We start from the raw sequence: 26,708 nt of genomic DNA on the forward strand, positions 1-26,708 counted from the left end.
CCAGGTAGTGCAACTCGTCACGATGGTTACGGCAGGATGGCCCTATGCGGATCCGGCCCGTCGGGGCGTACGCCCTCCTGCTCGACTGCGCCGACCAGGACGAGGTCCAGGCCTGGCACGACGAGCTGTGCCGCCGCCGCGATACCGGAAACCTGCCGGTCGACGAAATCGTGCCGGCCGCCCGCACGGTACTGCTCGACGGGGTTACCGACCCCGCCGCAACCAGCCGGGCCATCGCGGGCTGGACCCCCGCCCCGACCACCGGCACGAAGGCCCCGGTCCTCGGCACGCAGGCCCTGGCCACCGGCACACAGGCCACCGGGCCGTCCGTCGACATCCCGGTCACCTTCGACGGTGCCGACCTGCCGGTGGTCGCCGGTCACTGGCAGGTCGACGTGCCAGCGGTGGTCGACCGGCTGCGGCGCACCGGGTTCCGGGTCGCCTTCTGCGGCTTCACCCCCGGCTTCGGGTACCTCACCGGGCTCCCCCCACACCTCGCGGTACCCCGACTCGCCACCCCCCGACCCCGGGTACCGGCCGGCTCGGTGGCGCTCGCCGGACCGTACGCGGGCATCTACCCGGGTACCTCACCCGGCGGCTGGCTGCTGGTCGGCCGGACCGACGTGTCCCTGTTCGACATCCACCGGGAGCCTCCGGCCCTGCTCAGCCCCGGCACCCGGGTCCGGCTGGTGGACGCGTGATCGAGGTCCTGCGCGCCGGTGCCCTCACCACCGTCCAGGACCTCGGCCGCCCCGGGTACGCCCACCTCGGCGTACCGCGCTCCGGCGCCCTCGACCGGCCCGCCCTGACGCTGGCCAACCGGCTGGTCGGCAACCCCGAGCAGGCCGCCGGCCTGGAGATCACCCTGACGGGCTGCGTACTGCGCTGCACGGTGGCCAGCACCGTCGCGGTCACCGGCGCCCCGGCCCGGGTGTGGATCGGCGACCGGCCCGGCGACTGCGGTCGCCCGCTTGCCGTACCGGCCGGCGCGCAGGTGCAGATCGGGCCCGCCGAGACCGGGCTGCGGTCGTACCTCGCCGTGGCCGGGGGCGTGGCCGTCGAACCGGTACTCGGCAGCCGTGCCACCGACACCCTCAGCGGCCTCGGTCCGGCGCCGCTCCGCGACGGCGACCGGCTGCCCCTCGGCCCGGTCACCGGCGCACCCGCCCCGGTGGACTTCACCCCCACCGGGCCGCCACCCGGGGACCGGATCCGGCTCCGTGTCCACCTCGGCCCCCGCCACGACTGGTTCACCGCCACCGCGATCGACCGGCTGCTGCGCACCGCGTACACGGTCAGCCCGGTCAGCAACCGGGTCGGCGCGCGACTGACCGGCGCGACCCTGCCCCGCGCGGTCGCCGGGGAACTCCCCAGCGAGGGACTGGTCCTCGGCGCCGTGCAGGTACCGGCCGACGGCCAACCCCTGATCTTCCTCGCCGACCACCCCACCACCGGGGGATACCCGGTGATCGCCGTCGTGGACGACCCGACTCCGCTCGCGCAGGCCCGCCCGGGGACTATCGTCCGGTTCCATGGACCTCAACGCTGACCTCGGGGAAGGCTTCGGTGCCTGGCAGTTCGGCGACGATGCGGCGCTGCTCGACCTGATCACCTCCGCCAACGTCGCCTGCGGCTTCCACGCCGGGGACGCGGCCACCATGCGGCGGGTCTGCGCCCTCGCCGCCGAACGTGGGGTCGCGGTCGGCGCCCAGGTCGGCTACCGCGACCTCGCCGGCTTCGGCCGGCGGCACATCGCATACGCCTTCGCCGACCTGCGCGACGAGACGGTCTACCAGCTTGGGGCACTGGAGGCGTTCTGCCGGATCGCCGGTACCCGGGTCCGCTACCTCAAACCGCACGGGGCGCTGTACCACGCGGCGGCCACCGACGAGGCGCAGGCGGCGGCCCTGGTCGCCGCAGTCACCGGGTACGACCGGGAACTGCCGGTGCTCTGCCTCGCCGGCTCGGTGCTCGCCCAACTCGCCGCCGGCGCCGGCCTACGGGTGGTGGCCGAGGGCTTCGCCGACCGGAGCTACCAGCCCAACGGGATGCTGGTGCCCCGCTCCGCACCCGGTGCCCTGCTCACCGACCCGGCGGCGGTCGCCGCCCAGGCGGTCCACATGGCCACCCGGGGGACCGTGACCGCCGTGGACGGCAGCACGATCCCCTGCCCGGTCGAGTCGATCTGCCTGCACGGCGACACCCCCGGGGCGGTGCACGCCGCCGAGCTGGTCCGGGCGGCGCTGGTCGAGGCGGGCGTGGGGCTCACTGCGTTCGTGTAAGGAAGGGCCCCCTATTAACGTTTTCGGTATAGGAAGGGCCCCCGCTTAACACCTCAGGCGTCCAGCCCCCGCAGCACCAGGGGCAGCCGGGCGGCGCCACCCGGTACGACGCGTACCGGGACACCCCAGTCCTGCCGGGTCAGGTGGCAGGCGCCGTGCTCGTTGTCCACGTCGCAGGTGGCCGCCTGCGCGGTCACCTGGAGCACCCCACCGGGCACCGCCCCGTCGACCACCAGCCGCCGGGACAGGTCGGTACCCGTACCCGCCCCCTCCCGCAGCAGCTCGGGCGGGGAGGCCGACACCTCCAACCGGGTGGACGGGCCGTACGTCTCGTCCAGCTTCTGCCCCGGCGCCGGGGTGAAGATCACGTCCAGGGTCAGCTCGCCGGCCGCCACGTCGGTCGGCGGGCGCTCGGTGCGGTGCCGGGGCCCGTCGACGCGTACCCCGGCAGCCGACAGGGCACCCGGAGCCAGGCGGGTCAGCCGGTGCGCCGCCGACTCGACCACGACCACGCCACCGTCGGCGGTCAGTACGATGTCGCTCGGCTCGGCCAGCCCGTCGACGACCGTCGCGACCGTGCCGCCCGCCGGGTCGAAGCGGCGGACCGCCCCGTTGTAGGTGTCCGCGATCAGTACCGAGCCGTCCGGTAGCGCACACACCCCGAGCGGATGTTGCAGCAGGGCGCTGTCGGCCGGGCCGTCCACGTGCCCGAAGTCGAAGAGACCCTGCCCGACGGTGGTACCCATGGTGCCGTTCTCGACGTACCGGAGGGCACTGGTCTCGCTGTCGGCGATCCAGAGCCGGTTCCCGTCGGCGGAGACGGAGAGACCGGAGGGCTGGGCCATCCACGCCTCGGCGAGCGGGCCGTCCCGCAGCGCCTCCACGGTGGTGCCGGCGTACATCCCGGCGGTCCGCCGGATCGGGTCGAACCACCAGAGCTGATGGATGCCGGCCATCGCGATGACCACCCGGTTGTCGTACCAGGCGACGTCCCACGGAGAGGAGAGGTCGACGGAGAGCGCGTCGTGCGCGTGGTCGTCGACCGTCGAACGCCACTGCCGACCGGTGCCGGCAACGGTCACCACCTCGCCGGTGACCAACCGGATCCCGCGCAGCAGGTGGTTGACGGTGTCCGCGACCACGACGTCGTACCCGGCCACCTCGGCGGTATGGGCAGGCAGCCGGCAGAGACCCTGCGGCTCGGAGAACCGGGCGGTGCCGGCCGACCCGTCCGTCCTGCCCCGTCCGCCGGAGCCGATCCGGCGCCGGACCGTCTCACCGTCGGCGTCCAACTCCACGATCGAGTGTCGGGCCGAATTGGAGACCAGCAGGCCACCGTCGTCGAGCGCCACCGCCTTGCCGGGGAAGCGCAGGGTGGTCGCCGGTTCGCCCGGCGGGACGTACGGGCCGTCGCCCCGGTGCAGGGTGCCCTTCGCCTCGTGCGTGGTGATCAACTCGTCGATCAGTCGGGACAGGCCCTCGGCGTGACCCTCGCCGGCCATCGTGGCGACGACGTACCCCTCCGGGTCGACCACGCAGAGGGTCGGCCATGCCCGGGCCGCGTACTGCTGCCACATCCGCAGCTCCGGATCGTCCAGCACCGGGTGGTGCACGCCGTACCGCTCGACCGCAGCAGCCAGCGCGTCCGGATCCTTCTCGTGCTCGAACTTCGGTGAGTGCACCCCGATGACGACGAGGACGTCGCCGTACTTCTCCTCCAGCGGGCGCAGCTCGTCCAGGACGTGCAGGCAGTTGATGCAGCAGAAGGTCCAGAAGTCCAGGATGGTGATCCGACCCCGAAGGTCGGCGATGGAGAGATCCTTCCCGCCGGTGTTCAGCCAGCCCCGACCGCGCAGCTCCGGCGCCCGTACCCGTGCACTCATGCCCTTATCCTGCCGCACCATCGGCGACCATCCGGCTCGGCGTGGCGCAGGAAACGGCACGCGGGAGACTGCCTCAGGGCCGGCGCCCCGGTCGACCCGGCGGGTCGCCGGCCAGCAGCGCGAACAGCGCCAGCGCTCCGGAGAGGAACACGGCCACCGAGATGACGAACCCCCGGTCGGTCCCGCTCGGGGCAAGGGCGACGCCCATGACGAGGGCCACCACGGCGGCCACTCCCATCGACACCCGCGTCGCCGCCTGCACGTGCACCCCAGGCCCAGCAGCCGGTGCGCCCACAGTCGGCCCTGCCCCATGGCGGCGCCGGCTCAGGAGCACCGCCACGATGACCAGAGCGCCCAGCGATCCCGCCGATCCGGTGATGAGCGACGGTACCGCGAGCCCGTCGACCTCCCGGCCCCACGCATTTGCCCCGGACCAGGCCAGCAGCCCGAACACCAGCACCGCGAGGGCGTGCAGCAGACCTGGGTGGCCGAGCCGACGGCGCTGGAGACCGATGGGTCCGTTGCTTATGTCCGGCATGGCGGTCCTCCGCTCCGTCAGGACGCCATCATTACACGGGTCGGGCGCTCCGGGTACGGTCGCGAGGACGACCCACGCGGTACGTCGGTCCAGTCGGTTGCTGGGCAGCCGATCCCTAGCCGGTCCGGATCGGACAAGGCGGCGGGTCAGGGCGGACCGTCGCGTCGGCGTACCGCTGGTGCCGTCGGGGCCACGCGGAATGCGTGACCCCGACGGCATGGGTCAGCGGGCTGCGGTGGCCGGCTTCAGGCAGAGCACCCGGTTCGTCCCGCTGCCGGGCAGGACGACGTGCGGCTGCGTCTTGTCGGTGCACTTCTCCTTCGCGTCCACCTTGGAGACGATGGAGAAGGTACCCGGCTCCCCGCAGGTGGCGGCGACCGCCGAGTTGCCGGACTGCTTGACACAGGAGTTGACCGCCGGGTCGAAGGCCGTCCCGTCCCCGTCGTTACCGATCTTGCCGAGTAGCCAGAGCGCACCGAGTGGTACCGCCAGCAGCAGGACAGCCGCGGTGAGCACGGCCAGCAGGACCCGCCCGTTACGGACCTTCGGCGCCGGAGCCGGTTCGTTCTTCGGCTCGGCGTCCGGCTTGAAGGCGTCGAAGCGGCCCTGCTCCGGCTCGCCACCCGGGTGCCACGCCTCGGTCGCCTGGCCCCACGCGTCGCCGGAGGACTCGGCCGGCCGGGACGCAGGGGACGGCACCGCTGGCGCGAACGCCGTGGCGTCCGGCCCGTCCTGCGGCGACCGTCCCGGTCCGGAGTGTTCCTGGTACCCGGGCAGCCCGCCACTGAACTGGGCGGTGGGCTCACCGAAAGGTTCGGGATCACCGAAGCGCTCGGGCCCACCGGTGCGGGCCGTGCCCATTGCGCCCGGGGTGTTCGGCTTCACGCCGTTGACCGGTCGGCTGTTGCCAACCAGGTCACCGAAGGGGGCGTGACCCTGGGAGAAATCCGGGATCGGGGTGGCCGGCGGGGCCACCCGGGCACTGGCGCTCGCCGGCTGCTGGTCGTAGCCGCCGTGCGGAGCACCCTGGTCGTACCCGCCGCCGTGCGGGGGGTTCTGCTCGTACCCGCTGTGCGACGGAGCTGGGTCGTATCCGCCGTGTGCCGGGCTCTGGTCGTACCCGCTGTGCGACGGAGCTTGGTCGTACCCGTTGCCGTGTGACGGGCCTTGGTCGTAGCCGTATCCGGCCGGGGCACCGTGTTCGGTGCCGGGTCGATGGTCACCTGGGTCACCGGGGAGCGGGACCTCCTCCGGCTCCGGCTCCGGTCGGGTCGGCCGCCCGTACACCCGGGGCTGCGGCGGCTGTGCCGGCCGCACCGCCATGTCGGTCGGCGGCATCGCCCGGTTCGGCATCGGAACCGAAGCGCTCGCGGTGATACTGCCACCCGCAGCGGCGGAATCGGCACCCACCGACTGGTCGGCGGGTGGTACGGCCACCCGGGCCGAACCGGCGGACTCGGGCGAGGTACGTGGCTGCGGTACCACCGGGGCCTGGTGACTCTCGGCCTCCCAGCCACCGGGGGTCGCCTCTGCGCCGGGCCAGTGCTGGTCGACGGTGTGGCCCTGGTGGTCCTGGCCGTTGTCGACGGGGTACCCGCCGCTGTCGCTCCGCTGCTGGGCCGGGCCGGGATAACCGCCCTCGGCGCGGTGGTCGGTGTCACCCCCCGGATAGCCGCTGCCGCCCGGGAAACCGTTGCCACCGGAATAGCCGTCGTCAACCGGGCCACGCTGCTGCGGTGGGGCGTACCCCGTGGGCGACGGGTGATCCATCGGTGGCTGGTATCCGGCCGGAGCCTGGTAGTCCATCTGCGACTGGTAGTCCGCCGGGGGTGACGCAGCCAGGCTCGCACCGGGGATGCGTTGCTCCTGGGGTGGGAGCGGGACCGCTCCGGCAGGGGAGAAGCCAGGTGCCGGTGCCGGCTGGTAGACCGGGTTGTCCTCGGCGCGGGGAGTGGGCTCCCAACCGCTCGGCTCCGGGCTGTTGACCGGCTGCGGAACCGATTCCCAGCCGTTCGCCTGGGGTGCGGACCCCCAGGGCTCGGTGGACTGCGGGTTGCCGCCGGAGACCGGTGCCGAGGGCGTCGGTCCCCAGGTGTCGGCGGGCTGCGGAGCACCTGCGGAGGGCGCCGAGCCCCAGGTGTCGGCGGGTTGCGCAGTCGGTGCCGGGGAAGCAATCGGTCCTGACGCGGGGGCGGTTGCTCCCCACGCCTCGCCGGGGTCCCACGGTTCCACGGCGGGTACCTCGGGCCGCTCGGGAAGGTCCGTGCCACCCGGACCACCCGGGCCAGCCCAGTGGGGCTGACCGGCGGGTGCCGGGGTGTCCCAGGACGGCCTGCTGTCCGCGCCGGGTACGGGGACCGATGCGGTCGCCCGGATAGGTCGGGCCGGCTCGGCGGGTACGTCCCAGGCGGGCTGTTCGGCGCGGCCGTGGTCCGGTCCGTGGCCGGGCCTCCAGCCCGGCTGCTGCCCGGCCGATCCGTGGCCCGGTGCCGGGGCACTCTCCCAGCCGTTCTGCTGCCGCTGCTCCATCGGGGGCGGCGGTGGTGGTGCCCAACCCAGGTCCGGTACGCCGCCGGGGCGGGGTGCTGCTGTCGGCTGTCCGCCGAACGGCGCCGATCCGCCGGCGCCCGGCGCGACCTCGTCCGGCTCCTGGCCGGGGTGGTGCGGGCCCTCGGACGTCATGCGTGCGCCTCCTCCATCACATGTCGGCCGCCGATACCGACCAGCTTCTGTCGGCAGGGTTGCCGGCGTTGCCGGCGTTGCCGGCGTTGCCGGCCGGGTCGGCTCCCCGCACCGTAGCCGGTGCCCGCCCATCGCGGCCGGGGAGCGCCGGCCGTCACCTTCTGCCACGGTCCGGTGCCGGGCGGTTGGCATCCGCCTGACAACCTCCGTGGCCGGGGATGACGACCGAGCCCCACCGTACCGGGCGGTGCGATGAGGGGGAATCCCGGTGTCAAACGGCCCGAAACGCCGACGACCCGCCCGGGGGTCCGGGCGGGTCGTCGATCTGGAGGAGGCGAGTCACGTCCGTTCAGCTCAGCCGGTGCGTCGGCCGCTCCTTGGCCGGCTCGGGCGCCGCTACGCTGCGGCCCTCCGATTCGGCGGTGCTGCCGGTACTCCCGGCTCGGCTGTCCTGCCGCTGTACTGCTGCGGTGCGGGTCAGCTGTACTGCCGCTGCGCGATCGCGATGATCTCGTCGCGGACGGCCGGCGAGTTGGCGGAGCGCAGGGCGCGCTCGATGGCCCGGGCCCGGCGGTTGGCGTCGCGGCGGTGGCGGATGCGGTCGATCATGCTCATTGGTCTCTCCCCCTGGCTATTCGGTTGTCAGCCCGTCGTTGATGTCTCTATTGAAGCGCACCAGGGACCTTCCGCGCCAACGATTGTTAGGTGAGCTGTGCCACCAGCCGAAGAATCAAAGGTTTGGGAGAGTGTCCAGCGAAGGATTGCGGCCATCTCATGGTTACGGCCGGTGTACCGGGAGTTAACCCGGCACACCGGCCGTAACTGTTCAGCCGCGTGGCGTCAGGTCCAGGCGAGCAGTGCCGCCTCCGGATCGGTCAGGAACGCGCCGATGTCCCGCAGGAACTTCGAGCCCAACTCGCCATCGATGATCCGGTGGTCGAAGGAGAGGCCGAGGGTGGTCACCTGACGTGGGCGTACCTTGCCCTTGTGTACCCAGGGCATCTCCCGGACGGCACCGAAGGCGAGAATCGCCGACTCGCCGGGCGGCAGGATCGGAGTACCCGTGTCCACGCCGAACACCCCCACGTTCGTGATGGTCAGCGTCCCCCCGGACATGTCCGCCGGGGAGGTCCGGCCCGCCTTGGCGGTCTGCACCAGCGCCGTCATCGCGTCCGCCAGTTCACGCAGGGTGAGCCGGCCGGCGTCCTTGATGTTCGGCACGATCAGCCCGCGTTCGGTCGCCGCAGCGATACCGAGGTTGACGTAGTCCTTGACCACGATCTCGTCCCCGGCCCAGGTCGAGTTGACCATCGGGTGCCGACGGACCGCGAGCAGGACCGCCTTGGCGACCAGCAGCAACGGCGACACCCGGACGTCCCGCCACTCGGGCCGGACCCGTAGCCGGTCCAGTGCCTTCATCGCCCGCGTCACGTCGACGGTCAGGAACTCCGTTACGTGTGGCGCGGTGAACGCCGACGCGGACATGTTCTCCGCCGTCAACTTTCGGACACCCTTGACCGGGATGCGCTGCTCCCGACTGGCGTCGAAGACCGGCGCCACGGTGGTGCGGACCGGCGCGGGCGCCGCCTCCGCCGTCGCCCCGGCAGCCGCCCGCTGTACGTCCTCCCGGGTGATCGAGCCGAGCGGCCCGGACCCGGTCAGCATGCTCAGGTCCACGCCGAGATCCCTGGCGAGCTTGCGTACGGGCGGCTTGGCGAGCACCAGGCCACCGCCCGGTGCGCCCGCCCCGTTGCGTCGATCATGGACCTGTGGTGCCTGGTTCGGGGAGCTATGGACAGGTTTGTCACCCATCACAACTCCATGATCGGCAGCGCTGGGTGGGGTCGGCTGGGCCGGCGCCGACTGTGCCGGGGCGACCGGGCCGGCGCCCTTGCGGGGGCGCCGCTTGGCGGCCGTGGTGCGGGGGCCGTACCCGACCAGCACAGCGGTCCGGCCACCCGGCGCAGGACCACCGATCAGACCCGGTTCGACGGCACCCTCGGCCGGGGCGACCTCCACCGCGGCCAGCGCGGCGGCCGACGGGGTCGGCAGGGCGGCGTCCGGCTGACCGGTGGTGCTGGCCGGCTCAAGTGGCCCGGCGTCCGGCTGGGTGTCGATCGAGATGATCGGGCTGCCGACCTCGACGGTCGTACCCTCCTCGTGGAAGATCGTCTGCACCCGACCGGCCCACTTCGCCGGGATCTCGACGGCCGCCTTGGCCGTCTCCACCTCGACGATCGGCTGGTTGAGCTCGATCACGTCACCGACCGCGACCAGCCACTTGAGGATCTCGCCCTCGGTCAGTCCCTCGCCCAGGTCGGGCAGGTTGAACTCCTTGATCCGGGACATCGCGCTCACCAGCCGACGGCACGGTCGACGGCGTCGAGCACCCGGTCGAGATCCGGCAGGTACTCCTCCTCCACCCGGGCGGCCGGGTAGGGGGTGTCAAAACCGGTCACCCGCAGCACCGGGGACTCCAGGGAGTAGAAGCACTCCTCGGTGATCCGGGCCGCGATCTCCGCGCCCAGACCCAGGTTGCCCGGGGGCCTCGTGCACCACCACGCACCGACCGGTACGGCGTACCGACTCGTAGGCCGAGGAGAGGTCGAGCGGGGAGATCGAGCGCAGGTCGATCACCTCCAACTGGCGGCCGTCCTCCGCCGCCGCGGTCGCCGCGTCCAGGCAGGTCCGCACCATCGGCCCGTACGCCAGCACGGTGGCGTCCGTGCCGGGGCGGGCCACCCGGGCGGAGTGCAGCGGGTACGCGCCGTCGAGCGGGGCGTCCAGGTCGACCGCCCCCTTCTCCCAGTAGCGCCGCTTCGGCTCCAGGAAGACGATCGGGTCCTCCGAGGCGATCGCCTGCTGGATCATCACGTACGCGTCCTGCGGTGAGGCGCAGGAGACGACCTTGAGCCCGGGGGTGTGCGCGAAGTACGCCTCCGGCGACTCCGAGTGGTGCTCCACCGCGCCGATGCCGCCACCGAACGGGATCCGGATCACGATCGGGATGTTGAGCTTGCCCCGGGACCGGTAGTGCATCTTGGCGACCTGGGACACGATCTGGTCGTACGCCGGGTAGACGAAGCCGTCGAACTGAATTTCGCAGACCGGCCGGTAGCCCCGGATGGCCAGGCCGACCGCAGTGCCGATGATGCCGGACTCGGCGAGCGGGGTGTCGATCACCCGCTGGTCGCCGAAGTCCTTCTGCAGACCGTCGGTGATCCGGAAGACGCCGCCGAGCTTGCCGACGTCCTCGCCCATGATGACGACCTTCGGGTCGTTCTCCAGGGCGCGCCGCAGGCCCGTGTTGAGGGCCTTGCCGAGGGTGAGGGTCTCCGTGGCCATCAGTGCGCGCTCCCCTCGAACGACTCCAGGTACCGGCTGAACTGCTCACGCTGCTGGTCGAGCAGCGGGGAACCGTTCGGGTAGACGTGGTCGAACATGCTGACCGGATCCGGGTCCGGCATGGCCAGCACCCGCTCGCGCAGGTCCACCGCCTCCCGGCGGGCCTGCTCGTCGACCTCGGCGAAGAAGGTGTCGTCGGCGAGCTGCTGCTTGCCCAAAAACGCCCGCATCCGGGCGATCGGGTCCTTGGCCTGCCACGCCTCGACCTCGCTGGCGATCCGGTACCGGGTCGGGTCGTCCGAGGTGGTGTGCGCCCCCATCCGGTAGGTGTACGCCTCGATCAGGCTCGGACCCTGGCCGTGCCGGGCGTTGTCCAGCGCTGCCCGGGTGACCGCGTAGGTGGCGAGTACGTCGTTGCCGTCCACCCGTACACCGGGGAAGCCGAAGCCGGCGGCCCGCTGGTAGAGCGGGATCCGGGTCTGCTTCTCCAGGGGTTCCGAGATGGCGTACTGGTTGTTCTGGCAGAAGAAGACCAGCGGCGCGTTGAACACGCCGGCCCAGACGAACGCCTCGTTCACGTCGCCCTGGCTGGTGGCGCCGTCGCCGAAGTAGGCGATCACCGCCTCGCCGTCGTCGCTGCCGGTCCGGCCGTCGATGGTGACGCCCATGGCGTACCCGGTCGCGTGCAGGGTCTGCGCCCCGATCACGATCGTGTACATGTTGAACTTGAACTCGTTCGGGTCCCAGCCGCCCTGGTCGACGCCACGGAACAGGCTGAGCGGCATGATCGGGTCGATACCGCGGCAGTAGAGCACGCCGTGCTCACGGTAGGTCGGGAAGGCCATGTCCTGCGTGCGCAGCGCCCGCCCGGAGCCGACCTGGGCGGCCTCCTGGCCGAGCAGGCTGGCCCAGAGACCGAGCTCGCCCTGCCGCTGCAACGCGGTCGCCTCGGCGTCGAGCTTGCGGACCAGGACCAGGTCCCGGTAGAGCCCGCGGTACTCCTCGTCGGTGAAGTCGACGCGGTACTCCGTACCGTCCGGGCCGGTCGCGCTCTCGATCCGGTCGCCCTCCGGCGTGAGTAGCTGGACCAGTTCGGGGTCGCCCACGCGACCCGCCGCCGCTCGCTTCGACCGGGGTGCGGCCCGCCTGCCGCGGGCCGTGACCCCGGGGTCGCCCTTTGCCATCCGTCTCTCCCTGTGATGTGTGCGTCGGCACCGGGGGTGACCCGACCGCGCAACTCGTGCGCCTGCCCGGCTGCTGCCGGACCGGTTTCCTGGCGGCCGCGCCTAGCCCCGGTAGGGGTTGCCACGCGGCGTGAGCCGGATTCTGGCTGAACCCGGTTCGGGAGCGCCGGCGCCCAGCCGCGCCTGCCGCAGGGTGCGCGGAGGCCACGGCTGCGTTGCCGTCGGGTCCCATATTCGCAGAGCAGGTGAGCGGTCCCACATAACGGCCTGGCGAAGAACCAGAAAACGGCCCGATTGATCCCCATATCGGCGGATAATCCGGTCGGGTCGGCTCGCCCGAACAAAACCGCGTGTCGACACGCTGTGAGGATCTAGCCAACCCAGGGTGACTGGGACACTCTGGGTGACGGAACCGGTCACCCATGGTGTGACCGCTCCGGCAGGCGGCAGGATCGAGACGAGGAGCCCGGGCGGTGTCGGAACACGACGAGGAGTTGAACGCACCCCTGCTCGGCCGGCACCGGGTGGGTGGTGGGACCAGCTACCGTCGGGTGATCGGCGCCCACCGCGCGCAGGGGCTGGCCGGGCCGCCGCGCGGTTACCTGCTCACCGTCGCTCTACTCGCCGGCACCGCCTCGATGCCGATCCTCGCGGCGATCAGCGCCGATTCGGCCACCATCGGAGGGACGGCCCTGCCGGACGGGGTGACCCCGTTCATCCCGCCACCATCGGTCGGGCCGGTGGTCGTCCCGCAGCCGCCGACCGCCGTACCGGCCCCGCCTCCCCTGCCGCACCTGCCTGCGGAACCGGCGGCCTCCACCGGGTGGCGTGCACTCGCCGGTGCGGCGTCACCGGACCGCCTGACCGGCCCGCTCCGGCCCCCGGCGCAGTCGCCGTCCCCACCCGGGAGCCCGGCGCCAAGCCCGCCGGTCGATCCTTCGCCGCGACCGTCTCCCGATCCTTCGCCACGACCCACCGGGAGCCACACTCCCGGGCCGGGTCCGACCGGGAGCCCGGATCCGTCGCCCCCGCCCAGCCAGGAGCCCTACCCGGAACCGGGTCCGACACCCCCGCCACCCGTGCCCACCCTGACCGCGCCACCGCCGGTTCCGGTCACGCCGGAACGCACCACCCCACCACGCGGGCCCCGGACGCCGCACGCCGGTCGCCCGGACACGTTCCCGATGGCAGCCGGCAGCGACCACGCCGGGCCGCCCTCCCCGGCGCTCCGTCCGTCTCCGGCTCTGACGGTGGCCCCGGTCCCGACGGTGGCCCCGGTCCCGACGGGGTTTCCGGCGCCGTCGCCGGGGCCGACGCCCCGGGTGGCATCCGCCGAAGCGCGGTGACGGGGCGCGGTGACGACACCGGGCCGGCCCTACGTCTGGCCCGACTGGTCACCGAGTTCACGGCGCCTGCTGTCCTGGCCACCCTGCTGCTGGTGGTGATCGGCTGGCACAGCACGCCGGGCGGTACCGGCCTGGCCTGGGGGCTGTTCGCCGCGCTCTTCGCCAGCGTCATCCCGTTCGCCTACATCGTCGGCGGGGTACGGCGGGGCCGGCTGACCGACCACCACGTGGGCGTACGCGAGCAGCGGCGGCTGCCGCTGCTGGTCGGGTTGGCGTCGGTACTGGCCGGGCTGCTCGCGCTGACCCTGCTGGGAGCGCCGGGGCCGGTACGCGCACTCGTCACGGCGGGGGCGGTCGGCCTGCTCGTCGGTGCGGTTCTCGGGCCCAGGTGGAAGATGTCGGTCCACGTGGCGGTGGCGACCGGGGCCGCCGCAGTGCTGGTGCTGGTCTTCGGGCCGGGGCTGCTGCTCAGCCTGCCGTTACCCGTGCTGGTCGGGTGGTCCCGGGTGCGGCTGGGTGACCACACGGTCGGGCAGGTCGTTGTCGGCGGAATCGTGGGCGGTGCGGTGACCGGCCTGGTCTTCGGGCTCGGGCGTTAACAGGGGGCCCTTCCTATACCGAAAGCGTTAATGGGGGGCCCTTCCTTACGGGTTCGTGGGGCGGAGCATCGGCGGATACAGCAGGGTCGCCGGGCCGCGCCGGAAGAGCTGGGCGGGCCGACCCCGGTCGCCCTCGGTGGCCCGGCCGGCGGGGACCACGAAACCGGGTGTGCCGGTGACCTTCCGGTGGAAGTTGCGTGGGTCGAGGCGGGTGCCCCAGACCGTTTCGTAGACCGTGCGGAGCTGCGCCACGGTGAACTCCGGCGGGCAGAACGCGGTGGCGAGCGGGGTGTACTCCAGTTTGGCGCGGGCGCGTTCCACCCCGTCGGCGAGGATCCGGGCGTGGTCGAAGGCGAGCCGGTCGGTGCGTACCCGGTCGACCGGCTGCCACTCGGCGGAGGCCGCATCGGTGCCGGCGACCGGGGTGGGCAGGTCCGGCAGCAGGGCGAGGTGGGCCACGGTCACCACCCGGCCGCGCGGGTCCCGCCCCGGGTCGCCGTACGTGGCGAGCTGCTCCAGGTGCCCGACCGGGCCGGTCAGCCCGGTCTCCTCGGCCAGTTCCCGGGCGGCGGCCCCGGCCAGCGTCTCGTCGGTACGGACGAAGCCGCCGGGTAGCGCCCAGGCGCCCCGGTGCGGCGGGATACCTCGGCGGATCAGCAGGACGCTGAGCTGTTCGGTGCGGACGGTCAGGACCACCAGGTCCACGGTGACCGCGAACGGGGGGTAGCCGGCCTGCGGATCCATCGAATTATCACCACCTTGACGAGAAACTATCACGACGTTTATCGTCGGCTAGACGAAAACGGGGAGGGTGAGAAGACCATGGCCGACGTGACCCGCCGACTGTTCCTGCGACACCTGCGCGGTGCCCCGACGAGCTGGGTACGCCACCACGACCGGGGCCGGGTCCGCCGGGAGGGGATCGGTCAGAGCTTCTGGTACCGGCCACTCACCGCCGTGCTCAGCGAGGTGCCGGTCGACGACCGCGAGCTGCCGCTGCTGTTCCACGCGCACACCGCCGACTTCGCCGACGTCACCGTCCAGGCGACCGTCACCTACCGGGTGGCCGACCCGGCGCTCGCCTCGGCCCGCCTCGACTTCTCCATCGATCCGCGCACCGGCAAGTCCCGGTCCCGCCCGCTGGACCAGATCGCCACCCTCCTCGCCGAGCTGGCCCAGCAGCCCGCGCTGGACCTGCTGGCGCGGGTGCCGCTGGCCGAGGCGCTGACCGGGATCGCCCCGGTCCGGGAGGCGGTCTCGGCCGCCCTGCGGGACGAGCCGAGGCTCGCCGACGTCGGGGTGGCCGTGGTCAGCGCCCGGGTGGTCGCGATCCGCCCCGAGCCCGAGCTGGAGCGCGCCCTCCAGACGCCCACCCGGGAAGCGGTGCAGGTCCAGGCCGACCGGGCCACGTACGCCCGCCGGGCCCAGGCCGTCGAGCAGGAACGGGCCATCGCCGAGAACGAGCTGCAGAACAAGATCGAGCTGGCCCGACGGGAGCAGCAGCTCGTCGAGCAGCACGGCGCGAACTCCCGGCGCAAGGTCGAGCTGGACGCCGCCGCCGAGCTGGCCGCCGCGCAGGGCAAGGCCGAGCGGGAGAAGGTGGCAAACGCGGCAGCCGCCGAGCGGGCCAGGGTGCTGGCCGCCGCCGAGGCCGAGAAGGAACGCATCCTCACCGCCGCCCGCGCCGAGGGGGTACGCGAGGTCGGTCTCGCCGAGGCCGAGGCGGAGGCGGCCAAGCTGGCCGGGTACGCCCAGCTCCCGGCCGGTGTGCTCCAGGCCCTCACACTGCGTGAACTCGCCGGCCAGCTGCCCGCGATCGGCCAGCTCACGGTGACCCCGGACGTGCTCACCGACCTGCTCACCCGGCTCGCCCCGACCCACGGCGGCGGGAACCCGGCCGGCGGGGCCGGGACGGCAGCGGCGGGCGGCAGGACCGGGCCGGCGGCCGGGCGGGGTGCGGTGCCGAGGCCCCGTGGCGGTGGGGACACCGGCCGGTGAGCGGGACCCTCGCCCCCCGGGTGGTGGTGGTGAGCCGGCGCAGCGAGCTGGACGAGTTGCTGGCCCGGCACGGTACCCGGGCCGCCGCCGACCGCTATCTGCGCGAGCGTGGCCGCGACCTGGCCGAGGTGGCGGACCGGCACCACCGGCTGGAGGCGGCGCTGACCACAATCGGCGCCGCCATCCCGGTGGACTGGCGGCGTGGCCGGGTCGACCGGGACGACCTGCCCCGGTTTCTCTTCGCACCCGAGGACGTCGTGATCGCGATCGGCCCGGACGGGCTGGTGGCCAACGTCGCCAAGTACCTCGACCGGCAGCCGGTGATCGGCGTCGACCCGGAGCCGGGCCGCAACGCGGGCGTACTGGTCCGCTTCCCGGCCGGGGCGGTGGCCGGGCTGCTGCCGGCGGTGGTCGCCGGCCGGGCTCCTACCGACAACCGGATCATGGTCCGCGCCGGTCTGGACGACGGCCAGGAACTGGTCGGGCTCAACGAGGTGTACATCGGGCACGCCTCCCACCAGTCCGCCCGGTACCTGCTCACCGCGCAGGCCGGTACGGCCACCCGCCGGGAACGGCACTCCTCCTCCGGTGTGGTCGTCGGCAGCGGAACAGGGGTGACCGGGTGGTGCGCGTCGATCGCGCGGGACCGGACGAGTGCACCACCACTGCCCGCGCCCGGCGAGGAGGCGCTCTGCTGGTTCGTCCGGGAGGCGTGGCCGTCCCCGGCCACCGGTGTCGAGCTGACCAGCGGCCGGTTCGCCGGTGACGGGCGGTTGGAGCTGGTCAGCGAATCCGACGGGTTGGTGGTCTTCGCCGACGGGCTGGAGGCCGACCGGCTCACGCTGAGCTGGGGGCAGCGGGTGACCGTCACCGTGGCCCCCCGCCAGCTCGCCCTGGTCGCCCCCTGACCGGCCCCGCCGCCGGTCCGTCAGGCGTTGTCGTCGCCGAGCCGCTGCCGGTTGGCCTCGATCCAGGCGTCCAGGGCTTCCGGATCGTTCGGGTCGACCCCGTCCGCGATCAACTGGGCAACCGCCGCAGTGGCCGGACTGCGCCGCTCACCGGTGCTGTAGAGCCGGGCGAACTCCGGGATCATCTCCTCGATCGCGGAGTCGGTCTGCTCGACGGCGGCGGAGGGCAGACCCCGTCGCCGGGCCGCGTAGGTGGCCCAGGCGCGCAGTACCCGGGGCAGCATCGCGGCGTCGTCCATGTCCAGTACGGCCCGGCGGTGTACCCAGTCCAGCAGGAACAGCCCGGCCACCGCCGGACTCCACCGCAGCGGATCGGCGTCCGGGAAGCTCGCCGAATGGTCGAGCAGCAGGCTGAGACAGAAGTGCAGGGACGCCAGGTCGTCGCCGTCCACCCGGTCGAGCCCGTGCCGGGCCGCCTCCGGCGAAGCGAGGAAGGCCCGGATCAGCTCGGTCCGCTCGGCCGGGGAGGGTGGCTCGACCGGCGCGGGTGCCACCGGTACCCCGGCCGGGGCCGGCAGCAGGGCGAGCCGGGCACCGAACAGGGCCCGGTCGGTGGCGAGCGACCCCTCGTCGGGCAGGTCGCCCAGCGCGTCGGTCACCGCCAGGTGGCGGGCCACCTCCCGGCGCAGCCGGGCCGGGTCCTCGGTACGGAACCAGGTCAGCTCGTCGTCGGCGCACATCTGCCGGACCTGGTCGAGGATCCGGTCGGCCGGGCCACCGACGAAGATGTCCTTCGCGATGCCGATGTTGTGGTCGATCAGGGCCACCACCGCGTGCTCCGGGCCACCGCTGGAGTCCCCGTACGCGAAGGTGGCCAGGTAGGAGGTCTGGTCGCCGTACACGTCGCCGTAGGCGTAGGTGCCGGTGAGGTGTACCCGGCCGAGTTGGGTGGCCCAGGACGGCGCGTGGGCGCCCGGTTTGACCCGGGCGGCGCCCTCCGCGTCCGGCACGAGGGTGGCGAAGACCAGGCGGATGGTGGTCGCGGCAGCCGACCGGCGCCGGCTGGTGGCGGCGAGGAAACCGCTGACGAACTCCCGGACGGCACGCTCGCGGTCGTCCTCGGCGATCGCGTAGACGCTGCCCAACAGGGCGGTGCCGAGGATCTCGGCGTCCAGCGCGCAGTCCAGCCGCGTCACGTCACGGGCGGCGTGCAGCACCGCGTCATAGGGGGTCTGTGGCGTGGCCATGGACCGACCCTACGCTGAGAGCGCCCGGGAGGGCATCCGCACGTGCCCACGGTGTGCGGGCCCCCTCGGCTCAGTTCCGGGCGGCCCCCCTTGGCTCAGTTCCGGGCGGCCGCCTCGGCGAGCGCCGTCCGGGCCTGCGCGTAGCAGCTCAGCACCTCCTGCACCGGGGTGACGACGTACTCCTCGCCGACCCCGGCCACCGCCGCGTCGAGCCGCTTGCGGGCCCGCCGACCGGCCCGCCCGGCTGCCCACCGGATCACCGGTTTCACCAGCACCGCGACCAGCACGCCAGCGAGCAGCCCGCCGAGCAGCAACAGGGTGGGCAGTGGGACCACGCCCACGGTCGGGTTGTCCGGCGGTGGCAGTCCGAGGGCGCGCAGCGCGTACCCGGCGACCAGCCAGAGCAGCCCGGCGAGCGCGGTCAGGGTGACCAGCCACTGGAGACCACCGACGAGCCGCCACCAGACCGGCTGCCGGCCCAGACCCAGGTCGGTACCGGCGACCGTGCGGTCCAGCGCGTCCGGCAGGTCGGCCTGGCGGGACCGGGCCGCCGCAGTCACCGCCGCCGGCCAGGGGGCCGGCAGTCCGGTCCCGGCCCGCTCGGCCACCGCCCGGACCGCCAGGCCGACCGCCGAGCGCTGGGTGGCGGTCGGATCGGGTACGGACGTCGCGGCGACCAGGCTCTCCGACTCCTCCTCCGCCGGCGCGGCGCCGGTCAGGTGCAGCCGGCGCAGCGGGTCCGGCCGGAGCCGGCGCCAGCCGCGCACCACCGGCCACCCGGTGGCTCCCGCCGCCCGGTGCCGGTACGCCTCCTCGGTGGCCCCGGCCACCGCCGGCACCCCGGCCACGTCCCCCAGCGCGGCGGCCAGGGTCCGCCGGCTCTCCCGGTCCACCTCACCGGCGCCGGGCTCGGCCGCGACCAACTCGGTCAGCCCGGCGACCACGGTGTCCACGTCGCCGGAGAGCCGGCGCAGGGCGGCCTGGCGTCCGGCCACCGTACGCTCCAGCGTGGCCCGTAGCTCCCCGATCGCGGCCTGGTCCACGGCGGCGGTGGCCAGCAGCGGCACGCCGTCGAGCCCGTCGGTGTCGAGCAGCCGGCGCAGGTCGGCCAGGACCCGGGGCAGCTCGGCCGGGGGCAGCCGGTCGACCTGGTTGAGCACCACCACGGTGACGTCCCGGTGCCGGCGGAACTGGCGCAGGTAGCTCTCGTGCACCACCCGGTCGGCGTACTTCTGCGGATCGACCACCCAGACCACCAGGTCGACCAGGCCGAGCAGCCGGTCCACCTCCAGCCGGTGCGAGCGTTGCACCGAGTCGAAGTCCGGCAGGTCGAGCAGGATCAGCCCGTGCAGCGCGGACTCGTCGTCGGCGTCCAGCGCGCTCTCCCGGACGAACCGGTGCCGGGGCAGTACGCCGATCCAGTCGAGCAGCTTCGTCGCCCCGGCCAGGGGCCCCCAGACGCAGGCGTGGGCGACCCCGGTGGTGGGGCGGCGGACGCCGACCGGGGAGAGGTCGAGCCGGGCGAGCGCATTGAACAGGCTGGACTTGCCGCTGCCGGTACTTCCGGCGAGCGCGACGACGGTGTGGTCCCGGGAGAGCGCGAGCCGGCTGCCGGCGCGTTCCACCAGGGTGTGCGCGGTGACCAGGCGCTCGTCGGGCAGGTAGCCGTCGGTGGTGTCGAGGAACCGGCGTACCGCATTGAGGCGGGTGAGCAGTGTGTCGGCGTCGATCCGGTGCTCCCCGCGCAGCGCGTCCCGCATCCGGCCCACCACGTTGCTCAAGGATCGACACCTTCCACAGCGGCGGTCGTCAGGCGGGCCCGGGTACGCGCGCCCTCCACCCGGGCGCCGGCCTCCCGCAGCGCCTCCGGGGTCCCGGTGGTCGCCTCAACCTCGGCCAGCCGTTCCAGGTAGCGGGCGGCCTCCCCGTCGAGCAGCGCGGTCACCCGGTCGAGCAGGTCGGCGCGGGCCCTGGTGGCCAGGGTACGCACCGCCTGGTCACCGAAGACGGCCTGGAGTACGGCCTGCGCGGCGACGGTCGTACCGGCGCCGGTGGCCACCTCCAACCCGGTCGGGATGAATGCGGTGGAGGCGAAGACGGCGATCATGACGGCGAGGCCGGTGGCGTTGACCGCGTACGCGGCGGTCCGGGCCACGAACCGCTTGTCCCCACCCTCGATGCGGACCAGCTCCAGTACCCCCCGTTGCCAGTCCCGGACCAGGCGTTCGGCCCGTTCGGTCAGCTCGGCGGAGGGCCGGGTGAGTTCCGGGGTGAGCAGGGCCGCCCCGGCCGGGTGCGCCCGCCATCCGGTGTGCGCGTGCTCGGCCGCCTCGGCGGCGACCCCGCGCAGCAGGGTCACCAGCTGCGACTCGATCGCGGTACGCAGTTCTGCGGCGGGAGCCGGCCGGCCGCTCACGGCGGCCAGCACCCGGTCCCGGAGCCGGCCGATCCGGGCCTCCAGGGTGCGGAACAGCTCGCCGGTGCCGACGTACTCCTGCCACCGGGCGAGCACTTCGCCCCGCAGCAGCCGGCCGTCGCGCAGCCCCTGCTCGACCGTGCGGTGCGCGTTGCGGTACGCCGCCCGGACCCGTTCGTCCAATGCCTCGGCGGCGGTGACCTGCTCGTCTGCGGCGGCAGCGAGCCCGGCCACCGCAGGTTGCAGGGCGGCGAGGGCACCGTCGAGGGTCTGCCGGACCACGGCGTCCCGGGCACCGGCGTCGGCGGCGAGCTGGCCGAACCAGTCCCGCAGCGGTGCCACGGTCCACTCGGGCAGCATGCCCTGACCGTCGACCACGGTCTCCGGCAGCACGAAGAGCGGAGCGGTGCCGAGGCCGTTGGCGGTGAGCATCTCGCCGAGGTGCGCGGTGATCTCGTCGGCTGCCCCGGTGGGTACCCGGTCCAGCACCAGAGCGGTCACCGTGCCCCGGGCCCGGGCGGTCCGCAGCAGCTCCCACGGGACCGCGTCGGCGTACCGGGCGGCGGTGGTGACGAAGAGCCAGAGATCGGCGGCGGCCAGGAGCTGCCCGGCCAGGGCCCGGTTCGCGTCGACCACGGAGTCGATGTCCGGTGCGTCGAGGAAGGCCAGCCCGGGGCGGAGCGCGGGTGCCGCGACGAGTTGCAGGGTGCGCGGGTCCTCACTCGGCTCGCCGGTCCGGGTCAGGCCGGGCAGCAGGTCCCCCGAACGGAACCAGGACGAGTCGGCCGGGTTGCAGACCAGCACCGGGGAGCGGGTGGTCGGGCGGAGTACCCCGGCGGCACTGACCCTGGCCTGGACGAGGCTGTTGACCAGGGTCGACTTCCCGGCTCCGGTGGAGCCGCCGACGACCACGAGCAGGGGCGCGTCGAGCCGGGCGAGTCGGGGCAGCAGGTAGTCGTCGAGCTGGGCGGTGAGCCCGGCGGCGTCCCGGCGGGCCGGCTCGGCCGACGGCAGGGCGAGCGGGAAGCGGGCCGCCCCCACGGCGGCCCGGAGGCCGGTGAGCGCGGCCGGCAGTTCCGCCGGCTGTCCCTTCCCGGGCGTGGTGGCGGTCCGGCCGGGGTTGGGGACCGGTGGATGGTTTCCGGGTACGACGGGTGGCGCACCGGGGGCCGAGGCGTCGTCGCCATGCGTCGTCACGGGATAAAGCGTGCCCGAATCAGGCAAGCCAAACAACTGACGCCCCCTATGCCCGTTGGCTTCCCCACCGGCCGGTGTCGGTAGAGTTGCGTCGGGGTGACTCAAGTCCGATTTGACGATCGCGGCGGGCATGGCAATATTGAGTCAAGTCCACTCAACTTGAGGTGGGTGTGCTGCGGGCGGTGCCCGTCACCTGCTCTACGTAACGAAGCGAGGAAGCGAAGATGGCACGTGCGGTCGGCATTGACCTCGGCACGACGAACTCCTGCGTCAGCGTCCTGGAGGGCGGCGAGCCCACCGTCATCGCCAATGCCGAGGGCTCGCGGACGACTCCTTCGATCGTCGCGTTCGCCCGCAACGGCGAGGTGCTCGTCGGTGAGGTTGCCAAGCGCCAGGCGGTGACCAACCCCGACCGGACCATCCGGTCCGTCAAGCGTGAGGTCGGCACCAACTGGACCGTCGACATCGACGGCAAGAAGTACACCCCGCAGGAGATCTCCGCGCGGACCCTGATGAAGCTCAAGCGGGACGCCGAGGCGTACCTGGGCGAGCAGATCACCGACGCGGTCATCACCGTGCCGGCGTACTTCAACGACGCCCAGCGGCAGGCCACCAAGGAGGCCGGTGAGATCGCCGGCTTCAACGTGCTGCGGATCGTCAACGAGCCGACCGCGGCGGCCCTGGCGTACGGGCTGGACAAGGGCTCCAAGGAGCAGACGGTCCTGGTCTTCGACCTCGGTGGCGGCACCTTCGACGTGTCGCTGCTGGAGTTGGCCGACGGCGTCGTCGAGGTCAAGTCGACCAGCGGCGACAACCACCTCGGTGGTGACGACTGGGACGAGCGGATCATCGACCACCTGGTGAAGACCTTCCGTGGTCAGCACGGGGTCGACCTGTCGCAGGACAAGATGGCCATGCAGCGGCTCCGCGAGGCGGCCGAGAAGGCCAAGATCGAGCTGTCTGCGGCCACCACGACCAGCATCAACCTGCCGTACATCACCGCCGGCCCGGCCTCGGCGGAGGGTGCGCCGTCCGCCCCGCTGCACCTGGACGTGACCCTGACCCGGGCCGAGTTCCAGCGGATGACCCAGGACCTGCTGGACCGCTGCAAGGGCCCGTTCGAGCAGGCGATCAAGGACGCCGGGATCAAGGTCGCCGATGTCGACCACGTGATCCTGGTCGGTGGCTCGACCCGGATGCCGGCAGTCACCGACCTGGTCAAGCAGCTCATCGGCCGGGACCCGAACAAGGGCGTGAACCCGGACGAGGTCGTCGCGGTCGGCGCCGCGCTCCAGGCCGGTGTGCTCAAGGGCGAGGTCAAGGACGTCCTGCTGCTCGACGTCACCCCGCTGAGCCTGGGCATCGAGACCAAGGGCGGCATCTTCACCAAGCTGATCGAGCGCAACACCACCATCCCGACCAAGCGCTCCGAGGTCTTCACCACCGCCGACGACAACCAGCCGTCGGTGCTGATCCAGGTCTTCCAGGGCGAGCGGGACATCGCTGCCTACAACAAGAAGCTCGGCACCTTCGAGCTGACCGGGCTGCCCCCGGCGCCGCGCGGCGTGCCGCAGATCGAGGTCACCTTCGACATCGACGCGAACGGCATCGTGAACGTCCACGCCAAGGACCTCGGTACCGGCAAGGAACAGAAGATGACCATCACCGGCGGTTCCTCGCTGCCGAAGGACGACATCGAGCGGATGCGCCGCGACGCCGAGGAGCACGCCGACGAGGACAAGCGTCGGCGTGAGGAGGCGGAGACCCGCAACCTGGCCGAGGCTCTCCAGTGGCAGACCGAGAAGTTCCTGGCCGAGAGCGGTGACAAGCTCCCCGCCGAGTCCCGGGACCAGATCAACGAGGCGCTGGGCGACCTGCGCAGCGCGCTCGGCGGTACCGACATCGAGAAGGTCAAGTCGGCGCACGAGAAGCTGGCCCAGGTCTCGCAGCAGGCCGGTTCGCTGCTCTACGCGCAGCAGGCCGAGCAGGCTCCGCAGGCTGACGCCGGTCCCGGTGCGACCGGCGCCAAGGCCGGTGGCCAGGACGACGTGGTGGACGCGGAGATTGTCGACGAGGACGGCAAGAAGTGACGGACAAGCCAGGAGCCACCGACCCGGGGGTGAAGACCACCGGGCCGGCGGCGGATGGCTCCGCACCCGACGGTGAGGCCGGTCCGCGCGTCGTCATCCGGAACAACCGGAAGATCACCGACAGCGTGCCGGTGGACGGTGACTCCGCCGGTACCCCGGTCGACGGCACCATCGGTTCGGACGCCGAGCCGGCCACCGAGGGGCTCGTCGAGGAGGTCGAGGTGGTGGTGGACGAGGTCGTCGAGACCGAGCCCGCGCCGACCGGCCCGCCGGTGGTGGACGCGCCGGCCGAGCCTGCGGAAGGCGGGCCGGCCGGGAGTGGCGCCCTCGGTGCGGAGCTGGTCGCCCTCCGGTCGGAGCTGGACGAGCGCACCCGTGACCTGCAACGGATCACTGCGGAGTACGCCAACTACCGCAAGCGGGTGGATCGGGACCGGGCCGTGGCCGCGGAGCAGACCACCGGTCAGGTGCTCTCCGCGCTGCTGCCGATCCTGGACGACCTGGACCGGGCCCGGGAGCACGGCGACCTGGTCGGGCCGTTCGGCACGGTGGCCGAGCAGCTCACCAGCGCCCTCGGCAAGTTCGGGTTGACCGTGTTCGGTGAGCAGGGCGACCCGTTCGACCCCACCCGGCACGAGGCGGTGGCGCACCAGACCTCCGCCGAGGTGACCGAGCCGACCTGCGTCCAGGTCATGCGCCGGGGCTACTCCCTCGGCGACCGGTTGCTGCGGCCCGCGATGGTCGCGGTTGCCGATCCGGAATAGCACCGTCGTGGTCGAGGTGCCCACCCCGTCGGGCGGGCACCTCGACCACGCGAATCGGGAGGGGGTGGACCGGTGAGTTCCAAGGACTGGCTGGAAAAGGACTTCTACGCCGTACTGGGGGTGGGTAAGTCCGCCACCCCTGATGAGATCAAGAAGGCGTACCGGAAGATCGCGCGCGAGTCGCATCCGGACCACAACCCGGGTGACACGCCGGCCGAGGAGCGGTTCAAGGCCGCCTCCGAGGCGTACGACGTGCTGGCCGACGAGCGTAAGCGTCGGGAGTACGACGAGATGCGCTCGCTCTTCGGCTCCGGTGCGTTCCGGCGGAACGCCCGGGGTGCCGGCGGTCCGGGCGGGGTTCCGTTCGACGTCTCCGACCTGTTCGGCGGTGCCGGGGCGCAGCCGCGTGGCGGGTTCGCTGGTGCGGGCGGTGGTGCCGGCTTCTCCGACCTGTTCAGCTCGCTCTTCACCGGTGGTGCCGGTCCCGGTCCCGGTCGGACCCGAGGTCCGGCCCGGGGGCGGGATGTCGAGGCCGAGGTGGTGCTCGACTTCGGCGACGCGGTACGCGGGGTCACGGTTCCGCTGACGCTGCGCGCAGCGGGGGTCTGCGACACCTGTCACGGTGACGGCGCCAAGCCGGGTACCCGGCCGAAGACCTGCCCGCAGTGTCACGGGTCCGGGGTGGTGACCCGCAACCAGGGTTCGTTCAGCTTCTCTGAGCCGTGCCGGGAGTGCCAGGGCGTGGGCACGGTGGTCGAGGAGAAGTGCCCGGAGTGCCACGGTACCGGCGGGGTGACCAAGACTCGGACCCTCAACGTGCGCTTCCCGGCCGGGGTGGCCGATGGGCAGCGCATCCGGCTGGCCGGCCGGGGTGAACCGGGCGACCGGGGCGGACCGGCCGGCGACCTGTTCGTCATGGTCAAGGTACGCCCCGACGAGCTGTTCGGGCGCAGTGGTGACGATCTGACCCTCACCGTCCCGATCACGTTCGCGGAGGCGGTACTCGGGGTGGATCTGCGGGTGCCGACCATGGACGGCGCGGTGACCCTGCGGGTGCCACCGGGTACCCCGAGCGGCCGGGTGCTGCGGGCCCGGGGCAAGGGTGTCGCCCGCAAGGACGGGCAGGCCGGTGACCTGCTGGTGACCCTGGACGTGGTCGTTCCGGCGCGGGTGTCGGACGAGGCGCGGGCGGCGTTGGAGACGTTCGCCGAGCACTCGCCGGCTGCTTCGCGGGAACATCTGGACGCGCGGTTGCGTCGGTTCAACTGACGGTCGGTGCAGGCGGAGGTGACCAGGATGGCGGAGGAGTTCGTCGGTTCATCGGACCCGGCGTACGAGGCCAAGGTACTGATGATCTCGGTGGCGGCCCGAATGGCGGGGATGCACCCGCAGACGTTGCGCCAGTACGACCGGCTCGGCCTGGTGCAGGCCGGCCGGGCGGCCGGCGGCGGTCGCCGGTACAGCGTGCGGGACGTGATACTGCTGCGTGAGGTGCAGCGGCTGAGTCAGGACGACGGGGTCAACCTCGCCGGCATCAAGCGGATCATCGGGCTGGAACGGCTGCTGGAGCAGGCCCAGCAGCGGGTCGCCCGGTTGGAGGCGGAGCTGGACGCCGCGTACCGGCGGATCGCCGAACTGGAGTCGATCTCGGCCTTCCCCCGACGGGATCTCGTTCCGACCACCCGCACCTCGACCGCCATGGTGGTGTGGCGGCAGACCCGGCCCACCGGGGACGGTCGGGGCTGACCGACTCCGTCCGCAGCGGCGGCCTGGCTGTCGCGGCGCTCCCGGATTCCGGTCCGCCGACGTCTCCCCGTCGGGTAGCCTTAATTCAGCTTCAAAGCACCTAATTCAGGCCTAATGGGGGCTCGGCGAGGAGGGGTGATGGCTGGATCCGAACAGGCCAGGAAGATCGCCGAGAAGGCCGAAGACCAACTGGGCAAGGTCGCGGACACGGTCAAGGAGAAGTTCGACCAACTCTCGGGCGGCCGGCTCACCGACCAGACCGACCAGGTCGGCAAAGGGCAGGACCAGGCACGGCAGCCTGCGCAGGAGAGCCAGGGCGGGAAATCCGCCCGCTGATCTGCGGCGGGTGCCGAGACGGGCGGGCCGGGATCCACGGGGGGTCCCGGCCCGTTCTGTGCGGCTTCCTGCCGACCGGACGGTGAGGGCTACGCCACACCCTGGCCGGCTGGACCGACCCGCCGCTCCCATCCCCCGGCTGGGCTC

General features: G+C 72.9%; 22 protein-coding genes and 1 pseudogene. 12 read left to right on the plus strand and 11 right to left on the minus strand.

The window, feature by feature from the left end; all coding sequences use genetic code 11:
- Positions 1-44: 44 nt before the first annotated feature.
- From V6U90_RS17235 to V6U90_RS17245, 3 genes are read left to right on the plus strand one after another with little or no spacing between them, the layout of a single operon-like run.
- A complete protein-coding gene (locus tag V6U90_RS17235) occupies positions 45-701 on the plus strand; it encodes a 5-oxoprolinase subunit B family protein (RefSeq protein ID WP_334437179.1) in 657 nt (218 codons plus the stop codon).
- Positions 698-1,549 (plus strand): biotin-dependent carboxyltransferase family protein, encoded by an 852-nt coding sequence (locus V6U90_RS17240; RefSeq protein WP_334437181.1) that lies wholly within the window; start codon positions 698-700, stop codon positions 1,547-1,549. The genes V6U90_RS17235 and V6U90_RS17240 overlap by 4 nt, the downstream gene beginning before the upstream one ends.
- A complete protein-coding gene (locus V6U90_RS17245) occupies positions 1,533-2,282 on the plus strand; it encodes a LamB/YcsF family protein (protein ID WP_334437184.1) in 750 nt (249 codons plus the stop codon). The genes V6U90_RS17240 and V6U90_RS17245 overlap by 17 nt, the downstream gene beginning before the upstream one ends.
- A gap of 53 nt (positions 2,283-2,335) precedes the next feature.
- Here the strand turns inward: V6U90_RS17245 and V6U90_RS17250 are convergent, their stop codons facing one another.
- From V6U90_RS17250 to pdhA, 7 genes and pseudogenes are all read right to left on the minus strand, one after another.
- Positions 2,336-4,165, minus strand: a complete 1,830-nt coding sequence (locus V6U90_RS17250) for an NHL domain-containing thioredoxin family protein (protein WP_334437187.1) — start codon at positions 4,163-4,165, stop codon at positions 2,336-2,338.
- Between the two features lie 73 nt (positions 4,166-4,238).
- Positions 4,239-4,703, minus strand: coding sequence for a hypothetical protein (locus V6U90_RS17255; RefSeq protein WP_334437189.1), 465 nt, complete (start codon positions 4,701-4,703; stop codon positions 4,239-4,241).
- 222 nt (positions 4,704-4,925) lie between these two features.
- Positions 4,926-7,385 (minus strand): hypothetical protein, encoded by a 2,460-nt coding sequence (locus tag V6U90_RS17260; protein WP_334437192.1) that lies wholly within the window; start codon positions 7,383-7,385, stop codon positions 4,926-4,928.
- A gap of 477 nt (positions 7,386-7,862) precedes the next feature.
- A complete protein-coding gene (locus V6U90_RS17265) occupies positions 7,863-8,000 on the minus strand; it encodes a hypothetical protein (RefSeq protein WP_208812230.1) in 138 nt (45 codons plus the stop codon).
- 225 nt (positions 8,001-8,225) lie between these two features.
- Positions 8,226-9,743 (minus strand): dihydrolipoamide acetyltransferase family protein, encoded by a 1,518-nt coding sequence (locus tag V6U90_RS17270; protein WP_334437197.1) that lies wholly within the window; start codon positions 9,741-9,743, stop codon positions 8,226-8,228.
- A pseudogene (locus V6U90_RS17275) lies at positions 9,740-10,730 on the minus strand (alpha-ketoacid dehydrogenase subunit beta). Before V6U90_RS17275 ends, V6U90_RS17270 begins: the two are co-directional and overlap by 4 nt.
- On the minus strand, positions 10,730-11,914 hold the full coding sequence (gene pdhA / locus V6U90_RS17280; RefSeq protein ID WP_334437199.1) for a pyruvate dehydrogenase (acetyl-transferring) E1 component subunit alpha: 1,185 nt from the start codon (positions 11,912-11,914) through the stop codon (positions 10,730-10,732). The pseudogene V6U90_RS17275 and the gene pdhA overlap by 1 nt, the downstream one beginning before the upstream one ends.
- A gap of 473 nt (positions 11,915-12,387) precedes the next feature.
- Between pdhA and V6U90_RS17285 the strand changes: the two genes are divergently transcribed.
- Both V6U90_RS17285 and V6U90_RS17290 read left to right on the plus strand, forming a co-directional pair.
- Positions 12,388-13,260, plus strand: coding sequence for a hypothetical protein (locus V6U90_RS17285; protein ID WP_334437201.1), 873 nt, complete (start codon positions 12,388-12,390; stop codon positions 13,258-13,260).
- Positions 13,257-13,859 (plus strand): phosphoesterase PA-phosphatase, encoded by a 603-nt coding sequence (locus V6U90_RS17290; RefSeq protein ID WP_334437203.1) that lies wholly within the window; start codon positions 13,257-13,259, stop codon positions 13,857-13,859. Before V6U90_RS17285 ends, V6U90_RS17290 begins: the two co-directional genes overlap by 4 nt.
- A 45-nt stretch (positions 13,860-13,904) precedes the next feature.
- Here V6U90_RS17290 and V6U90_RS17295 read toward each other — a convergent pair whose 3' ends face one another.
- Positions 13,905-14,603, minus strand: coding sequence for an NUDIX hydrolase (locus tag V6U90_RS17295; RefSeq protein ID WP_334437205.1), 699 nt, complete (start codon positions 14,601-14,603; stop codon positions 13,905-13,907).
- A gap of 78 nt (positions 14,604-14,681) precedes the next feature.
- On the opposite strand from V6U90_RS17295, the gene V6U90_RS17300 reads away from it, so the two are divergent.
- Positions 14,682-15,857, plus strand: a complete 1,176-nt coding sequence (locus V6U90_RS17300; protein ID WP_334437207.1) for an SPFH domain-containing protein — start codon at positions 14,682-14,684, stop codon at positions 15,855-15,857.
- The gene (locus V6U90_RS17305) at positions 15,854-16,765 is read left to right on the plus strand and encodes a hypothetical protein (protein WP_334437209.1); all 912 of its coding nucleotides are present in this window, start codon (positions 15,854-15,856) and stop codon (positions 16,763-16,765) included. Before V6U90_RS17300 ends, V6U90_RS17305 begins: the two co-directional genes overlap by 4 nt.
- A 20-nt stretch (positions 16,766-16,785) precedes the next feature.
- Here the strand turns inward: V6U90_RS17305 and V6U90_RS17310 are convergent, their stop codons facing one another.
- The 3 genes from V6U90_RS17310 to V6U90_RS17320 form a co-directional block, all read right to left on the minus strand.
- A complete protein-coding gene (locus V6U90_RS17310; protein WP_334437211.1) occupies positions 16,786-18,012 on the minus strand; it encodes a hypothetical protein in 1,227 nt (408 codons plus the stop codon).
- 95 nt (positions 18,013-18,107) lie between these two features.
- Positions 18,108-19,772, minus strand: coding sequence for a GTPase (locus V6U90_RS17315; RefSeq protein ID WP_334437343.1), 1,665 nt, complete (start codon positions 19,770-19,772; stop codon positions 18,108-18,110).
- A 17-nt stretch (positions 19,773-19,789) separates the two neighbouring features.
- Entirely contained in the window at positions 19,790-21,625 is a 1,836-nt protein-coding gene (locus V6U90_RS17320; RefSeq protein WP_334437213.1) for a GTPase domain-containing protein, read from the minus strand.
- Between the two features lie 224 nt (positions 21,626-21,849).
- On the opposite strand from V6U90_RS17320, the gene dnaK reads away from it, so the two are divergent.
- The 5 genes from dnaK to V6U90_RS17345 all read left to right on the plus strand — a co-directional run bounded on the left by dnaK (position 21,850) and on the right by V6U90_RS17345 (position 26,561).
- Positions 21,850-23,715 carry a molecular chaperone DnaK gene (dnaK, locus tag V6U90_RS17325; protein WP_334437215.1) on the plus strand — a complete coding sequence of 622 codons (1,866 nt, stop codon included), beginning with the start codon at positions 21,850-21,852 and terminating at the stop codon, positions 23,713-23,715.
- On the plus strand, positions 23,712-24,479 hold the full coding sequence (gene grpE / locus V6U90_RS17330; RefSeq protein WP_334437218.1) for a nucleotide exchange factor GrpE: 768 nt from the start codon (positions 23,712-23,714) through the stop codon (positions 24,477-24,479). The genes dnaK and grpE overlap by 4 nt, the downstream gene beginning before the upstream one ends.
- A gap of 72 nt (positions 24,480-24,551) precedes the next feature.
- The gene (gene dnaJ / locus V6U90_RS17335; protein ID WP_334437220.1) at positions 24,552-25,748 is read left to right on the plus strand and encodes a molecular chaperone DnaJ; all 1,197 of its coding nucleotides are present in this window, start codon (positions 24,552-24,554) and stop codon (positions 25,746-25,748) included.
- Between the two features lie 27 nt (positions 25,749-25,775).
- On the plus strand, positions 25,776-26,225 hold the full coding sequence (locus V6U90_RS17340; RefSeq protein ID WP_334437222.1) for a heat shock protein transcriptional repressor HspR: 450 nt from the start codon (positions 25,776-25,778) through the stop codon (positions 26,223-26,225).
- A gap of 138 nt (positions 26,226-26,363) precedes the next feature.
- Complete coding sequence (locus V6U90_RS17345) at positions 26,364-26,561, plus strand: hypothetical protein (RefSeq protein WP_334437225.1); 198 nt, start codon at positions 26,364-26,366, stop codon at positions 26,559-26,561.
- Positions 26,562-26,708: the final 147 nt, after the last annotated feature.

This window comes from Micromonospora sp. CPCC 206060 (genome assembly GCF_036906895.1).
Classification (GTDB): domain Bacteria; phylum Actinomycetota; class Actinomycetes; order Mycobacteriales; family Micromonosporaceae; genus Micromonospora.

Bases quoted from the DNA above. Each gene is read 5' to 3' on its own strand.
- V6U90_RS17245 (WP_334437184.1), top strand. From the start codon at position 1,533: ATGGACCTCAACGCTGACCTCGGGGAAGGCTTCGGTGCCTGGCAGTTC.
- V6U90_RS17295 (WP_334437205.1), bottom strand. From the start codon at position 14,603: ATGGATCCGCAGGCCGGCTACCCCCCGTTCGCGGTCACCGTGGACCTG.
- V6U90_RS17310 (WP_334437211.1), bottom strand. From the start codon at position 18,012: ATGGCCACGCCACAGACCCCCTATGACGCGGTGCTGCACGCCGCCCGT.
- V6U90_RS17255 (WP_334437189.1), bottom strand. From the start codon at position 4,703: ATGCCGGACATAAGCAACGGACCCATCGGTCTCCAGCGCCGTCGGCTC.
- pdhA (WP_334437199.1), bottom strand. From the start codon at position 11,914: ATGGCAAAGGGCGACCCCGGGGTCACGGCCCGCGGCAGGCGGGCCGCA.
- V6U90_RS17345 (WP_334437225.1), top strand. From the start codon at position 26,364: ATGGCTGGATCCGAACAGGCCAGGAAGATCGCCGAGAAGGCCGAAGAC.
- V6U90_RS17265 (WP_208812230.1), bottom strand. From the start codon at position 8,000: ATGAGCATGATCGACCGCATCCGCCACCGCCGCGACGCCAACCGCCGG.
- V6U90_RS17300 (WP_334437207.1), top strand. From the start codon at position 14,682: ATGGCCGACGTGACCCGCCGACTGTTCCTGCGACACCTGCGCGGTGCC.
- V6U90_RS17235 (WP_334437179.1), top strand. From the start codon at position 45: ATGCGGATCCGGCCCGTCGGGGCGTACGCCCTCCTGCTCGACTGCGCC.
- V6U90_RS17315 (WP_334437343.1), bottom strand. From the start codon at position 19,772: ATGCGGGACGCGCTGCGCGGGGAGCACCGGATCGACGCCGACACACTG.
- dnaK (WP_334437215.1), top strand. From the start codon at position 21,850: ATGGCACGTGCGGTCGGCATTGACCTCGGCACGACGAACTCCTGCGTC.
- V6U90_RS17260 (WP_334437192.1), bottom strand. From the start codon at position 7,385: ATGACGTCCGAGGGCCCGCACCACCCCGGCCAGGAGCCGGACGAGGTC.
- V6U90_RS17250 (WP_334437187.1), bottom strand. From the start codon at position 4,165: ATGAGTGCACGGGTACGGGCGCCGGAGCTGCGCGGTCGGGGCTGGCTG.
- V6U90_RS17340 (WP_334437222.1), top strand. From the start codon at position 25,776: ATGGCGGAGGAGTTCGTCGGTTCATCGGACCCGGCGTACGAGGCCAAG.